The 13,211-nt window shown below is 71.1% G+C and carries 17 protein-coding genes and 2 pseudogenes; 11 read left to right on the forward strand and 8 right to left on the reverse strand.

Going from position 1 to position 13,211, the window contains the following annotated elements; translation table 11 throughout:
- Positions 1-52 precede the first annotated feature (52 nt).
- The 3 genes from EDF51_RS10110 to EDF51_RS10120 form a co-directional block, all read right to left on the reverse strand.
- Positions 53-283 (reverse strand): helix-turn-helix transcriptional regulator, encoded by a 231-nt coding sequence (locus EDF51_RS10110; RefSeq protein ID WP_123291745.1) that lies wholly within the window; start codon positions 281-283, stop codon positions 53-55.
- Positions 283-894 carry a hypothetical protein gene (locus EDF51_RS10115; RefSeq protein ID WP_134194715.1) on the reverse strand — a complete coding sequence of 204 codons (612 nt, stop codon included), beginning with the start codon at positions 892-894 and terminating at the stop codon, positions 283-285. Before EDF51_RS10115 ends, EDF51_RS10110 begins: the two co-directional genes overlap by 1 nt.
- Before the next feature lie 93 nt (positions 895-987).
- Entirely contained in the window at positions 988-2,019 is a 1,032-nt protein-coding gene (locus EDF51_RS10120) for a putative sulfate exporter family transporter (RefSeq protein ID WP_134194717.1), read from the reverse strand.
- A 57-nt stretch (positions 2,020-2,076) separates the two neighbouring features.
- Between EDF51_RS10120 and EDF51_RS10125 the strand changes: the two genes are divergently transcribed.
- Both EDF51_RS10125 and EDF51_RS10130 read left to right on the forward strand, forming a co-directional pair.
- On the forward strand, positions 2,077-2,760 hold the full coding sequence (locus EDF51_RS10125) for a hypothetical protein (RefSeq protein ID WP_134194719.1): 684 nt from the start codon (positions 2,077-2,079) through the stop codon (positions 2,758-2,760).
- Positions 2,757-3,422, forward strand: a complete 666-nt coding sequence (locus EDF51_RS10130) for a hypothetical protein (protein WP_134194721.1) — start codon at positions 2,757-2,759, stop codon at positions 3,420-3,422. Before EDF51_RS10125 ends, EDF51_RS10130 begins: the two co-directional genes overlap by 4 nt.
- Here the strand turns inward: EDF51_RS10130 and EDF51_RS10135 are convergent.
- Positions 3,413-4,021, reverse strand: coding sequence for an LppP/LprE family lipoprotein (locus EDF51_RS10135; RefSeq protein ID WP_166673523.1), 609 nt, complete (start codon positions 4,019-4,021; stop codon positions 3,413-3,415). The two genes, EDF51_RS10130 and EDF51_RS10135, sit on opposite strands and share 10 nt — an antisense overlap.
- A 64-nt stretch (positions 4,022-4,085) precedes the next feature.
- Between EDF51_RS10135 and EDF51_RS10140 the strand changes: the two genes are divergently transcribed.
- The 4 genes and pseudogenes from EDF51_RS10140 to EDF51_RS20165 form a co-directional block, all read left to right on the forward strand.
- Positions 4,086-4,916: an alpha/beta hydrolase fold domain-containing protein gene (locus EDF51_RS10140; RefSeq protein WP_134194725.1), complete on the forward strand. Its 831-nt coding sequence runs from the start codon at positions 4,086-4,088 to the stop codon at positions 4,914-4,916.
- A 146-nt stretch (positions 4,917-5,062) separates the two neighbouring features.
- Complete coding sequence (locus EDF51_RS10145; protein WP_123939340.1) at positions 5,063-5,407, forward strand: hypothetical protein; 345 nt, start codon at positions 5,063-5,065, stop codon at positions 5,405-5,407.
- 75 nt (positions 5,408-5,482) lie between these two features.
- A pseudogene (locus tag EDF51_RS20160) lies at positions 5,483-5,578 on the forward strand (DivIVA domain-containing protein); the annotation flags it as partial.
- A 36-nt stretch (positions 5,579-5,614) separates the two neighbouring features.
- Positions 5,615-5,737, forward strand: a pseudogene (locus EDF51_RS20165) (DivIVA domain-containing protein); the annotation flags it as partial.
- Between the two features lie 102 nt (positions 5,738-5,839).
- Here the strand turns inward: EDF51_RS20165 and EDF51_RS10155 are convergent.
- The 3 genes from EDF51_RS10155 to EDF51_RS10165 form a co-directional block, all read right to left on the reverse strand.
- On the reverse strand, positions 5,840-6,991 hold the full coding sequence (locus EDF51_RS10155; RefSeq protein ID WP_134194727.1) for a Gfo/Idh/MocA family oxidoreductase: 1,152 nt from the start codon (positions 6,989-6,991) through the stop codon (positions 5,840-5,842).
- Positions 6,988-7,821, reverse strand: coding sequence for a sugar phosphate isomerase/epimerase (locus EDF51_RS10160; protein WP_134194729.1), 834 nt, complete (start codon positions 7,819-7,821; stop codon positions 6,988-6,990). The genes EDF51_RS10155 and EDF51_RS10160 overlap by 4 nt, the downstream gene beginning before the upstream one ends.
- A gap of 99 nt (positions 7,822-7,920) precedes the next feature.
- A complete protein-coding gene (locus EDF51_RS10165; RefSeq protein ID WP_134194731.1) occupies positions 7,921-9,285 on the reverse strand; it encodes an MFS transporter in 1,365 nt (454 codons plus the stop codon).
- Positions 9,286-9,417: 132 nt separating this feature from the next.
- On the opposite strand from EDF51_RS10165, the gene EDF51_RS10170 reads away from it, so the two are divergent.
- On the forward strand, positions 9,418-10,002 hold the full coding sequence (locus tag EDF51_RS10170) for a TetR/AcrR family transcriptional regulator (RefSeq protein ID WP_134194733.1): 585 nt from the start codon (positions 9,418-9,420) through the stop codon (positions 10,000-10,002).
- 178 nt (positions 10,003-10,180) lie between these two features.
- Here EDF51_RS10170 and EDF51_RS10175 read toward each other — a convergent pair whose 3' ends face one another.
- Complete coding sequence (locus EDF51_RS10175; RefSeq protein ID WP_111086656.1) at positions 10,181-10,363, reverse strand: hypothetical protein; 183 nt, start codon at positions 10,361-10,363, stop codon at positions 10,181-10,183.
- Positions 10,364-10,535: 172 nt separating this feature from the next.
- On the opposite strand from EDF51_RS10175, the gene EDF51_RS10180 reads away from it, so the two are divergent.
- The 4 genes from EDF51_RS10180 to EDF51_RS10195 all read left to right on the forward strand — a co-directional run bounded on the left by EDF51_RS10180 (position 10,536) and on the right by EDF51_RS10195 (position 13,202).
- Positions 10,536-11,297, forward strand: a complete 762-nt coding sequence (locus EDF51_RS10180) for a 5-oxoprolinase subunit PxpA (RefSeq protein WP_134194735.1) — start codon at positions 10,536-10,538, stop codon at positions 11,295-11,297.
- Positions 11,294-11,926, forward strand: coding sequence for an allophanate hydrolase subunit 1 (locus tag EDF51_RS10185; RefSeq protein ID WP_134194737.1), 633 nt, complete (start codon positions 11,294-11,296; stop codon positions 11,924-11,926). Before EDF51_RS10180 ends, EDF51_RS10185 begins: the two co-directional genes overlap by 4 nt.
- Positions 11,923-12,807 carry a biotin-dependent carboxyltransferase family protein gene (locus tag EDF51_RS10190; protein ID WP_134194739.1) on the forward strand — a complete coding sequence of 295 codons (885 nt, stop codon included), beginning with the start codon at positions 11,923-11,925 and terminating at the stop codon, positions 12,805-12,807. Before EDF51_RS10185 ends, EDF51_RS10190 begins: the two co-directional genes overlap by 4 nt.
- Before the next feature lie 80 nt (positions 12,808-12,887).
- Positions 12,888-13,202, forward strand: coding sequence for an antibiotic biosynthesis monooxygenase family protein (locus EDF51_RS10195; RefSeq protein WP_134194741.1), 315 nt, complete (start codon positions 12,888-12,890; stop codon positions 13,200-13,202).
- Positions 13,203-13,211: the final 9 nt, after the last annotated feature.

Genomic DNA, 13,211 nt, shown 5'->3' on the forward strand with positions numbered 1-13,211 from the left:
GAGGCCCGGATCACGTGAGCAGATCGGCTCACGTGATCCGGGCCTCCCGTCGTCAGTCCGCGCGCACCGAGAAAACGTCGCCCGGCTGGCACCCGAGCTCCTGGCAGAGCCGGGTGAGCGTGGAGAACCGGATCGCGCGTGCCCGGTTGTTCTTCAGCACCGACAGGTTCACCACGGTCACCCCGACCCGGTCGGCGAGCTCGGTCAGCGTCATGCCCCGAGCGGCGAGCAGCTCGTCGAGGTGGCAGACGACCGCGTGACCGTCCTCCTGTTCCGGGGGCATCAGACCAGCCCGGACTGGTCGCGCACCATCCGCTGCGAGGCGGTCAGGGCGAACCGGAAGCAGATGACGACGAGCAGGCCGAGGTACACCGGCACGAACTGGTGGTCGACGTCGGGCGTCGGCAGGCGCCCGTCCCAGCCGAGCCCCGACACCACCCAGTTCCACCCCATCCGGCGGACGAACTGGGGCACGAACCCGGCCACCAGCACCGCAGCCGCGAGCCAGTCGAGGATGCGGGTCGTCGACCGGTCGAACAGCCCGCCGCGCGAGATCTTCCACGCCACCGCGGCGACGAGGGCGATGAGCGCACTGACGAACAGGACCTCGAGCGCGTCACCGACCCGGATGTACCCGATCGCCCCGGCCGGCACGTCCGCGATCGGGGCCCGGAGCACGAGGTGTTCGGCGGTGACGGTCGCACCACCGGGCGGCTGCGGGACCTCGCTCGTCGCGGTCATCCGGACGGGCACCGACACCGTCCCGGAGCTGACCGAGCGGACGAGCAGGTCGACGTACCGCCAGACGACGAGCGCGATGCCGATCACGCAGCAGGCGACGTAGGCGAGGTAGGAGTTCCGCCCGCGGGGCGGTTCGTACACGGGTGCGGTCATGGCGTCTTCCCCTGTCGATCATCGATACCATCGAATTTCGATACAACGATAAACGATGGGTCGGATCGGTGCAAGCCCCCGCCCGGCTCCGACCTACAGCAGGCCGAAGACCGCCTGCGCGCCGAGGCTCGTGCCCGCCACGAGCACCCAGAGCGCGATGCCGAGCAGCATCGGACGGAAGCCGGCACGTCGCAGCGCCGCGAAGTCCGTCGAGCACCCGATCGCCGCCAGGGCCACCGTGATGAGGAACGACGCCGCGGTCGAGAACTCCGGGGCAGCGTCAGCCGGCAGCACCCCGACGGTCCGGAGCAGCACCACCACGAGGAACCCGATCAGGAACCACGGGACCAACCGGAACACGCGGAACCCGCTGCGCGACCCCGTGTCGAGCGCGAGCTGCTCGCGGGAGGCGCGTCGGGCCTCCAGTCCGGCCAGCCCGATGACGATCGGGATGATCATCAGGGTCCGCACCAGCTTCACGACGACCGCCGTGTCGGTCGCCTGGCGACCGTAGACCGTCGCGGTGGCGACGACGGACGACGTGTCGTTCACCGCAGTGCCCGCGAACACGCCGAAGGCGTGCTGGCTGAGGCCGAGGGCGTGGCCGAGCAGGGGGAAGGCGAACACCGCGGCGATGTTGCAGAGGAAGATCGTCGACATCGCGTAGGCGACGTCCGCGCTGACCGCACCGATGACGGGTGTGACGGCCGCGATCGCGGACGCACCGCAGATGCCGGTCCCCACGCCGATCAGGGTGCGGAGGGCGCTCGACACCCGCAACAGACGGCCGATCCCCCAGGCGGCACCGAGGCACACCACGAGGGTCGTCAGCATGACCGGCAGGGTCTCGCCGCCGATGCGCAGGACCTCGCCGATCGACAGCTGCGCGCCGAGCAGCACCACCGCGAACTGCAGCACACGACTCGACGAGAACTTCACGCCGGGAGCGAGCACGGCGAGGGTGCCGCCGGTGCGCCGACGGACGAGCCAACCGAGCACCGCGCCGATCAGGACGGCGGGGACGGGCCCGCCCACGACCGGGACGACCGATCCGATCAGGGTCGCGACGAGGCCGATCGCGACGGCGACGGCGACACCGGGTGCGGTGGTGCGGGCGAACTGCATGGGAACAGCATCTCGTGCTCGCGGCCGTCGTGCGGTCCAGCCGGGCAGGATGGTGCGGTGGAGTACTCGGGCGAGCGGTGGGTGCAGCGGCTGCGCGACGGCGAGATGCCGAAGCGGTGGCCGTTCCTGGTCGGCCTCACGATCGTCACGGTGGCCGGCGGGATCGGGGTGTACTTCTCGGCGACCCACCTCGACGGCATCCTGCACTCGGACGCCCGACGCCCGTTCGCCGTCCCGTTGTTCTCGGTGCTGCTGCTGGGATTCGGGCCCGTAGCCGCGGTGCTGTCGTGGCTGCGCGGGCGGCGCGACCGCGTGGTGCTGGACCGGATCCGCCGGAACGGGACCTCGACGCGCTTCCACCTGCCCGTCCTCCGCACGGGCCCCTACGCCGCCGACGACTTCCCGGACCCGAGGCCGGAGCTGTGGACGGTCGACGCGGCGGGTCTCCACGCGTGGTCACCCGAGCGCGACGATCCCGTGTTCGACCTGGTGTGGGACGACGTCAGGACGATCGAGCTGGCCTCGACGGACGTCCGCGGACAACGCACCGACACCGGGATCTGGATCGTCACCGAGGCGGTGGGTCGGTTCGTGCTGCTGCCGCGCGCAGTCATCGGGCGGCCGTTCGGCGCGAGCGTGACGAAGATCCACATCCTGATGCAGGTGCTCCGGTCGCTGCGGCGCGAGTTCGATCCGCGCCACGACACCGGGCGCTCCGGTCGAGCCCCGGCCGATCGATGACGACACCCGACGAGCAGTGGGTGCAGCGGCTGCGTGACGGCGAGATGCCGAAGCGGGGGCCGGTCCTGCTCGCGGCCGCGGTGACGACGGCAGCGGGGCTCGGCGTGCTCGTCGCCGAGTTCGCGTCGCCGGACTTCCTGCGCGGTCTCGACAGCGCCCGCACACAGGCCAACTTCGTCCTGTGGCCGCTGTTCGTCGCCGGGTTCGGCCTGCTGCTGGCGGTGGTGACCTGGAGCGCCGGTCGGACCGATCGCCGCACCCTGGCACGGATCCGGGAACGCCGCGCGCCCCGGTTCCACCTGCCGGTCTCCGCGTCGGGGTTGCGGGCGACCGACGACCTGCCGTGCCCCCGACCCGAGATCTGGACCGTCGACGCGTCCGGTCTGCACGCGTGGGCGCCGTCGCGGGCGGAGCCGGTGTTCGACCTGCCCTGGACCCACATCCGGAAGTTCTCCGTCGCCACGAAGGACGCACGCGGACAACGGGTCGACTTCGGCGTCTGGATCAGCACGACGGTCGGCGAAGACGTCGTGGTGGAGCCGCGACCAGCACTCGGACGCGGGTTCGAGGGCGGCCCGGACAAGCTCGCGACGATCGTTCGGGTCCTCCGCGCACTGCAGCGCGAGCTCGGCGGTCGGGGCGCTGCCGCCGATCAGCCCTGAGCGGGCGGGACCTCGCCGGTCATGTCGACGCGCTCGGTGCCGTCGTTCCAGATGTACGTCGCGGTGGTGCGACCGGAGGCATCAGCGTTCGCCTCGTTCGCCTTCGCGTACGTGTAGGTGACCTTGATCGAGGCGTCGGCCAACCGCTCGATGGCCGGCTCGAACGCGTACTGCTCGGAGGTCGCGGTGCCGAGGTACCGGCCCTGGTGGAAGAGCAGGATCGCGTACGGCGACCCGGCGGTGCCGAACTCGGGCGCGACGACGGACCAGGACAGTGAGGCGCAGGCGTCGTAGCCGGTGTAGTCGGCGTTCGCGGCGTCCCACTTGGTGTCCTCGAGGCCGGCGGGTGACGGCAGCGCAGCGATCCCGGCGGCTGCTGCCTCGGAGCCGGTCGCGGGACCACAGGTCGGGGTGGGGGTCGGCGTCGGTGTCGGCGTGCTCGTCGACGTCGGGGTGGCTGCCGTGTCCGTCGGCGCCGCGGTCACGGTCTCGGTGACGGTCGGGGTCGCGTCGCCGCCGTCCCCGCCACCGGAGCATCCGGTCAGCAGGGCGACCACGGCGGCGCCGGTCAAGATCAGGGCAGTCTTCGAGGTACGCACCACTCCACGGTGCACCGACCGCGGTGTCGGCGCTCGCATCGTTACCGGCCCGTAGTCTGCTGGCATGCGGGGAGAGGGCATCGGGTCATCGGTGGGGACGATCGACGTCATGGACGACGTGCTCCCCGGCCCGCACGGACCGGTCCCGATCCGGCACTACCGACCGCAGGACCCCGCAGCCGCTCCGACCCTGGTCTGGCTGCACGGCGGCGGGTTCTTCCGGGGCGACCTGGACCTGCCCGAGTCGGACGCCGTGGCCCGGGCGCTCAGCGCCCGCGGCATCCCGGTCGTCACCGTCGACTACCGCCTCGGTCCGCTGCCCGGCATGCCCTGGATCGGGCGGACGGGTCCACGAGCACGCCGACGTGCACCGCACGCGCGGGACGAGGTCGTGGCGGTGCTCCGAGCGCTCGAGCCGGAGCGCTCTGCCGGTCTGGTGCTCGGTGGCGCGAGTGCCGGCGCATGCCTCGCGGCGTCGGCGGTCGCCGCTGGCCCGCCCCTGGCCGGCACCGTGCTCGCGTACGGGTTCTTCCACGCGCGGATCCCCCGCGACCCGGCAGTGCAGCGTCTCGTGCGCGGGCACCGGCGGATCACGCACGCTCCACTGTTGCTCGACGCCGCGAACCGCACCTACGCCGGGCCACTCGGCGCCGGAGCGTTCCCGGCACCGGAGGACCTCAGCACGTTCCCGCGCACCCTGGTGCTCGACGCCGAGCGGGACACGATGCGCGCATCCGGCGACCGGTTCGCACGGCAACTCGGTGCCGCGGGGGTCGATCTCGAACGGCACGTCCTGCCCGACAGCCGGCACGCCTTCCTCAACCGACCGGACAGCATCGACTTCGCGGCTGCCGTCGACCTGATCGCTTCGTGGATGGTCCGTCGGCCCATCTGAACGTTCGAGCGTGTGCGACCGTCGGACATTCCGGTGACGCCACGACGAACCGGACGTATTCTGCTGTCGGAAGCAACGGCGGTTCCGAACACCCTTCGCCACGTTCACCGTCGTGGCGTCCCGCCTCTGTGACGAAGAGTCCTACTGTGACCGAACACCTCATCGAGTACGTCGCCCGTGACCGCACGGGCATCACCGCCGTCGTGACGACCACCAGCGTCATCGACGTCGACACCGTGATCCAGCACATCCGCTCCGGCCACACCGGCTACTACGTGGCTGCCGACTCCTGGAAGCGCACACCGGTCCGGAGCATGTCGTTCATCGGCGGCACCTACCTGTTCGCGAACTGGGACGGCTCGAAGCGGAACATGCTGCACGACCTGGCGTTCCGGTCGCCGACGCGCGCGGTCCCGACCGCGCCGCCGTCAGAGTCCCGCTTCGCGCGGTTCCTCGACGCCGTGTTCGGTCGCCGGCTCCCACAGCGCTGAGCTGCCAGTACCGCCGCTGCCCCTGCCCGTTCGCAGGCCCGTGAGAGCATGACGGGCATGCAGAAGGGGGAGCAGATGCTCGCGAAGGACGTGTCCGACAAGCGGTTCCGACCGACGAAGTGGCGGGAGGGCTACGACCAGGGCGAGGTCGATGCGTTCCTCGACCGGATCCAGACCACCCTCGCCGGGTACGAGCAGGGGCGGCCGGTGGATCCGCTCACACCGGAGCAGGTGTCCGCCGCCCGGTTCCAGCCCACGAAGTTCCGCGAGGGCTACGACCAGGACCAGGTCGACGATTTCCTCGACGAGGTCGTCGTCGCCCTCCGCCAGCACGCGGTGCGCTGAGACCGACACCGACGCAGAACGACATCCCCGTCGTCGTCCGACAACGGGGATGTCGTTCCGGGTCGATCCCGGCAGTCGATCCAGCCCTCAGACCTGCGCGCCCTCCAGCGTCGCCGCGAGCGGGTCGAAGTCCTCGGGCAGCGACGCGATCGGCGCGACGGTCGACTCGACCTCGATGAACGAGCGGGCGGCGATCGACTCCTCGACCGCGACCATGGTGTCGAGCACGTGGTAGCCGACCTCACCGGTCGCGATGTGCGAGCCGCCGCCACGGATGGCCCGCGCCATGTCGAGCACGCCGAGCCCTCGGCCGACGGTCGGCTCCTCGTCGAGCAGCACGTCCCACTCCTGCGAGAAGGGGAAGGACGCATCGGCGGTCAGCGGTCGCGCGATCCGGATCGGGTGCCCGCCACCGAACGTGTTCGGGTCGGGCAGGACGATCGTGCCCTCGGTCCCGTTGACCTCGAAGACCCCGTGCCGGAACAGCGGGGTGTCGAACGACAGCAGCGACTGTGCGTTGCCACCCTGCTCGAACGAGGTCAGGACGGAGACGTGGGTCGGCACCTCGACGGGGAACGAGTCGCCCGCGTTCGGTCCGACGACCAACTGCCGCGTCGACCGCGACTGAGAACCCGTCGCGACGACGGAGTCGATCGGTCCGAGCAGGTGCACGAGCGCCGTGAAGTAGTACGGACCGATGTCGAACAGCGGGCCCGCACCCTTGGCGTAGAGGAACGACGCGTTCGGGTGGAACACGTCCGGCCCCTGCCACTGCATGCTCGTGACCGCGGTGAGCGGGGTACCGATCGCGCCCGCCTCGATCGCACGCTTGGCGGCCTGCCAGCCCGGACCGAGCACGGTGTCCGGCGCGATGCCGAGCTTCAGCCCGAGGGAGTCGGCGAGTTCGACGAGCGACGCGGCCGAGGCACGGTCCACGCCGATCGGCTTCTCGCTCCACACGTGCTTGCCGGCACGCAGGGCGTCCATCGAGACGGCGACGTGCGTGGCGGGGAGCGTCAGGTTGATGACGATCTCGACGTCGGGATCGGCGAGCACGGATGCGCCGTCGCCCGAGGCCGCGACACCCCACTTCGAAGCCGACGCCGCGGCGCGCTCCGTGTCGATGTCGCCGATCCGGACGACCTCGACGTCGGGGAACGTCGTGAGGTTCGCCAGGTACTGCTCGCTGATCATGCCGGCGCCGATGAAGCCGATGCCGACGCGTCCGGTGCGGGTCATGCGGACACCTCCGAGGCGGACGACGAACCGGCCGGCGCGAGCTGCGCCGCGAGCCACTCGTACGACTGCTCCACACCGTCGAAGACGTCCCCGTCGAACCCGTCGAACTCGATCACGGCGTACTCGAGCGCCGTCGCCGCACGGAGGGCCTCGGCGAGCCGGACGTCGCCCTGGCCGGCCGGGGTCTGGTCGGTGGGGATCGTCGCGGTGGAGATGTCGTCGCGCATCGGACCGTCCTTGACGTGCACGGCGACGATGCGGTCGCCGAGCTCCTCGATGAACGCGACGACGTCGATGCCCGCGGCCGATGCCCAGTACAGGTCGAGCTCGAGCACGACGGCCGGGTCGAGCAGCGACGCGAGCACCTGCAGCGCGGGCTGCCCGTCGATCTGCGGCCGGAGCTCGTGGTCGTGGTTGTGGTAGCCGACGCGCAGACCGTGCTCGGCGGCCTCGACGGCGGCGGCGTTCAGTCGTGCGGCGACGCGCTCGACGCCCTCGCGGGTCGTCCACGCGTCGGGTCCGACGAACGGGTCGATGACGATCTCGAGGCCGAGTTCCTTCGCCGCGGCGAAGGTGTCGGCGTGCGACGGAGCGGTCATCACGGTGCCGTCCGGCAGCGGGATGGTCTCCTCGACCAGGAACGCGTGGCCGGTCTTCGCGGTGATGCCGTGGGCGTCGAACGCGGACTTGAGCTGCGCTGCTCGGTCCACGAAGGCGAACGCTTCGACGGTGTCGAAGCCGATCTCGGCCAGGCGGCGGACGCCGCCGTCGAGGTCGGGCTCCAGCGCCGCGTTCACCGTGTAGAGCTGCAGGGAGATGGCGGGAGCCATGTCGGGTCCTTTCCGGGGGTGGTACAGGTGACTGCCTGGAGGCGCGACTCGCGTCGCGGACGCGAGTCGCGCCTCCCGGCCGCTGGTTTGGTGCGTTGCCTACCGGACCGACTTGATCGGCAGGATGACGAGGGCGCCGAGGATGACGGCGACGCCGGCACCCCAGAGCATGAGCGTGTAGTTCTGACCGCCGCCGATGCCGAGCAGGAACAGGCCGACGGCCGGAGCGAGCGACTGCGGCAGTGCGTTCGCGATGTTGATGACGCCGAGGTCCTTGCCGGGGCGTTCCGGGTCGGGCAGCACGTCGACGATCAGGGCGGTGTCGATGGCGGCGTAGATACCGAAGGCGAAGCCGAGGACGATCTCGGCGAAGTAGAAGCCGCCGACCGTGTCGACGTGGGCCAGGATCACGAGGCCGACCGCAGTCAGTGCGGTGGAGCCCCAGACGAAGACCTTGCGGCGCTGGACGCGGTCCGACACCCAGCCGGAGACGGCGGCGCTGACGAGCAGGGCGACCGTGTACAGCAGGACGCCGAAGGCGACGACCCCGACGGCTTCCTTCTGCGGGAGGCCGATGCGGTCCTCCATGTAGAGCAGGCGGTACGTCGTGAACATGAACGTGCCGAACGTGATGAGGAAGCGACCCCACCAGGCCAGGCCGAAGTCCGGGTGCTTGATCGGGTTGGTCCAGAACGAGCTGATCAGGTTGATCCAGCTGAACGGCTTGACCGGCGTCGTCGGCAGGTCGTCGCGGGCCACGAAGCAGTAGACGAGGATCGCGATGATCGCCAGGACACCCGGGGCGATGAAGAGCACCGGGAGGTTGCCGACCAGGTACACGGCCAGGTACAGGCCGGCGAGGATGGCGATGTTCTGCGCGAGGGCGATGACGCTCGAGGCCTTGCCGCGCTGGAACTCCGGCACGTTGTCCGCGAAGCTCGCGGTCAGCGTGGCGAGGACGGCGTTCGCCGTGACCTGCGCGAGGACCCAGGCCAGCGTGAGCTGCAGGACGTTCGGCGAGAACGCGAGCCAGGCGAGCGAACCGACGAAGACGATGACGCCACCGAGCATCCACGGGCGTCGGCGTCCCCACCGGCTACGGGTGCGGTCGGAGATCGCACCGAACAGCGGGTTTGCGAACAGTGCACCGAGGGCACCGAACGGCAGGACGGAGCCGACCACGGTCTCGGGGCTCGTGGGGTTGAGCTCGGTCGCCTTGATCGACATGCTCACGAAGACCGGCGTGAGCAGGGCGACGAACAGGCCGAACTGGGCGAAGCTGAGGCCCCAGAGGTAGCCGCGGCCCACACGCATCGTGCTGACGGACTGCGTGATCCCCTCGACCGAGAACGCTCGGGGCGCCGCGGCGTCCGAGGCGGTGGCACCGGCGGCTGCGGTGACCGCTGGCGATGCGGTCCCGGCGATGCCGCGGGTGGGTTCTTCCTTCGACGTCGGTGTCGACATGACTCCTCCTCGAGTCATAGGGGGCTTCGGGGCCCTCGAATACCTAGTGCTGCTAGGTGATCGGGACTGTAGCACCGGAAACCTCCGACCGGAAGTTTTTGTCCCGATTGTTGCGCCGGTACATTGGCAGGCGTGACCTCCAACGATGGAATCGGCACCAGGGGCCCTTACGCCAAGGGCGTGCAGCGTCGGCGGGAGATCCTCGACCAGACGCTCGACGTCGTCGCCTCGCGCGGGATCGACGGCACCTCGCTGCGCGCCATCGGCGATGCGATCGGGGTCTCGCACGCGGCACTGAAGCACTACTTCTCGTCCCGCGAAGCGCTGCTGGTCGAGGTCCTGCGGGAACGCGATGCCGCCTCGGACCGGGCGCTCGGCGACACGGCCGGGGTCTTCACCCGGCTGGCCTTCGTCGCTGACCGGAACGTCAGCGAGCCGGCACTCGTGACGCTCTACACGACCCTCCTCGGGGCGTCGGTGGAGTCCGGCAACGAGACGGCGCGGGAGTTCTTCGCCGCCCGGTTCGACGAGGCACGGGGGAACCTGGTCGCCCAGCTGCACGACGAGCTCGCGGCGTCCGGCCGGCACACGAACGCCGACCTCGAGCAGGTGGCGTCGCTCATCATCGCGGCGTTCGACGGACTGCAGGTGCAGTGGCTGCTGGACCGGAACGTGGACATCGCGGGGACGCTGCGGTTGCTGGAGCGGGTGCTGTAGGGGACTTTCGGGCGGTCGGGGGGGGGGGCGACGTGGAACGATACCGGGTCGACGTGGAACGATACCGGGTCGACGTGGAACGATACCGGGTCGACGTGGAACGACACCGGGTCGACGTGGAACGACGTCCACGTCGTCGTACGACAACGAGGACGTCGTTCCGAGTCGACGAACGACCCTACTTCTCGCCGTCCTCTTCCGGGTTGAAATGCGAGTCGTCCCCGACGTGCCCAGCGGCGAGGCCGTCCGGGTCGTTGGGGATGGTGTTGTCGTCGCCGAGCCCGCCCGGCTTCTCGGTGCCCTCGGAGTCGTTCACGGGGGCCTTGGCGTCGTCGTCGTGCGTGTTGCTGCTGTCGGTCATGGTCTGCTCCAGTGCAGTGGTCGAACCGAGGGCGACGCCCCCGGCAGGTGCTGACCTCGGACGCTACGTGCCGCTGCTCGGAATCCACCCACCAGCCGCGTGCCCCGATCGGTCGACAGCGGAGTCGCCGCTCGGTAGATTGTTCAACAACCCGCGACGACAGGGAGTCCCCGTGACGACGATCGACCTGAACAGCGACCTCGGCGAGGGGTTCGGCGCCTGGACGATGGGCGACGACGCCGCGATGCTCGACCTCGTGTCGAGCGCCAACATCGCCTGCGGATTCCACGCCGGCGACCCGACGATCATGCTCGCCACCGCCCGCGCTGCCGCCGAGCGCGGGGTCGCGATCGGTGCGCACGTCGCCTACCGCGACCTCGCCGGCTTCGGCCGCCGTCCGGTGCACGTCACCCCGGACGAACTCCACGCCGACGTCGTGCACCAGCTCGGCGCGATGGCCGCCACCGCGCGGGTCGCCGGCACCGCGGTCACCTACGTCAAGCCCCACGGCGCCCTGTACAACACGGCGTGCGCCGACCCGGTCCAGGCCGAGGCCGTGGTCCGGGCGATCGCCGACGTCGACAGCTCGCTCGCGGTGCTCGCGCTGCCGGGTTCCGAACTCCTGCTCGCTGCCGAACGCCACGGGCTGCGCGCGGTAGCGGAGTCCTTCGCCGACCGCGTCTACGAACCCGACGGCTCCCTGGTGTCCCGCAGCACGCCGGGTTCGGTGCTCCACGATCCGGACGAGGTCGCGGCTCGTGTCCTCCGCATGGTCACCGACGGGGTCGCGACCGCCGTCGACGGCTCCGAGCTGCGGGTCAGCGCCGACTCCGTCTGCGTGCACGGCGACTCCCCCGGTGCCGTCGCGATGGCGCGCGCGATCCGAGCCCTGCTGACCGAGCACGGCGTCGCGATCGCGCCGTTCGCACCGTGACCGTCCTCGACCTCCGGCCCGCTGGGCGCTCCGCTTTGCTCGCCACCTTCGACTCCCTGCCGCAGGTCGCCGCCTTCCGCGCCGGGCTGACCGCGACTCGGCTTCCCGGCCTCACCGAGGTCGTGTCCGGCGCACGGACACTGCTGCTCCGCTACGACCCGGCGACGACCGACGCCGCGAGACTCCGCAGCGCACTCGAACGGGTCGTCCCGTCCGCCGACGCCGATGCGGCGAGCGCCACGGACCCGCTCGTCATCCCGGTGGTCTACGACGGCGAGGACCTCGACCAGGTCGTCGCCCTGACGGGCATGCGCCGCGACCGCGTGATCGCGTGGCACACCGGCCAGCTCTGGACGAGCGCGTTCTGCGGCTTCGCCCCGGGCTTCAGCTACCTCACCGGCACCGAGCCGTCACTCGACCTGCCTCGCCGGAGCACGTCGCGCACCGCCGTGCCGAGCGGTGCCGTCGCACTGGCGGGCGAGTTCAGTGCCGTCTACCCCCGCGCCTCCCCTGGCGGCTGGCAGCTCATCGGCCGCACCGACGTGCCGATGTGGTCGCTCGACCGGGAACCGCCGGCGCTGGCACCCGCTGGCACACGGGTCCGGTTCGTCGACGCGGGTGTGGCATGAGCGCGCTGACCGTCCTGCAGGTCGGCTACGGCGCGGCAACGCAGGACCTGGGCCGCCCCGGCTTCAGTGACATGGGCCTCGGCGCGGCGGGCGCCGCCGACCGCGGGTCCGCAGCGCTGGCCAACCGGCTGGTCGGCAACCGTCCCGATGCGGCCGTCCTGGAGGCCCTGCTCGGCTCCGTCACGCTGCGGACCGACGCGTACGTGGCCGTCGCCACCGCCGGGGCCGCCTGCCCGGTCGAGATCGCGCGAGCGGACGGCCGGGTCCGCGGTGCGGCCTCGCACGAGGTCCTGATGCTCGCACCGGGTGACACGCTCCGGATCGGTACGGCCACCGCCGGGCTGCGCTCCTACATCGCGGTCCTCGGCGGGTTCGCGGTCGAGCCCGTACTGGGCAGTCGCTCGTGGGACTCGCTCGCACGCCTCGGGCCTCCGCCGTCGTCGCCGGGTGACGTCCTGCCGATCGGCGACGCGCGCGCTTCGTGGCCGATCGTCGACGCCGTGCCGCAACCCGACGAGCACTGGCCGGACGACCCGGTCGTCCTCGACGTCACCGCGGGCCCCCGCGACGACTGGTTCACGCCGGACTGGCGCGACACCCTGACCGCTCAGGACTTCACCGTCGGGTCGGACAGCGACCGCGTGGGGGTCCGCACCACGGCTCCGCAGCCACTCGTCCGCGCCGTGACGCACGAGCTGCCGAGCGAAGGGGTGGAGACCGGTTCGCTGCAGGTCCCGCCGGAGGGCTTCCCGGTGCTGTTCCTCGCCGACCACCCGGTGACCGGCGGCTACCCCGTCGTGGCGGTCCTCACGCCGGAGTCGGTCGACCGTGCCGCGCAGCTCCGCCCGGGCGACACCATCCGCTTCCGGTTCGTCCACTGACGACAGGCTCGCTGACCGATCCGGAACAGGTCGGCGCCGCTGCGGGTTGAGTCGGACACTGCCGACGAAAGGTGCACCACATGTCGATCACCGTCCTGCTCGAGGTCCAGTTCCGGAGCGACGTCCCCGCCGACACCGTCGAGGCGGCGATCCGCGAGACGCTCGCGCAGACCCGCGCGTTCGACGGCTGCGAGTCCCTCGAGGTGCTGGTCGACGACGCCGACCCGACGCGCATGGTCGTCGTCGAGGCCTGGACGAGCGGGGCCGCCCACGACGCCTACGAGGCATGGCGGGCGACCCCGGACGGTGCCGCAGCGATCGGACCGATCGTCGCCGCTCCGCCCGTCGCGCGGACGTTCGCCCGGACGATCGCCCGGACGATCGCGATCAGCTGACCTGCTGTG

The organism is Curtobacterium sp. PhB25, assembly GCF_004365375.1.
Classification (GTDB): domain Bacteria; phylum Actinomycetota; class Actinomycetes; order Actinomycetales; family Microbacteriaceae; genus Curtobacterium.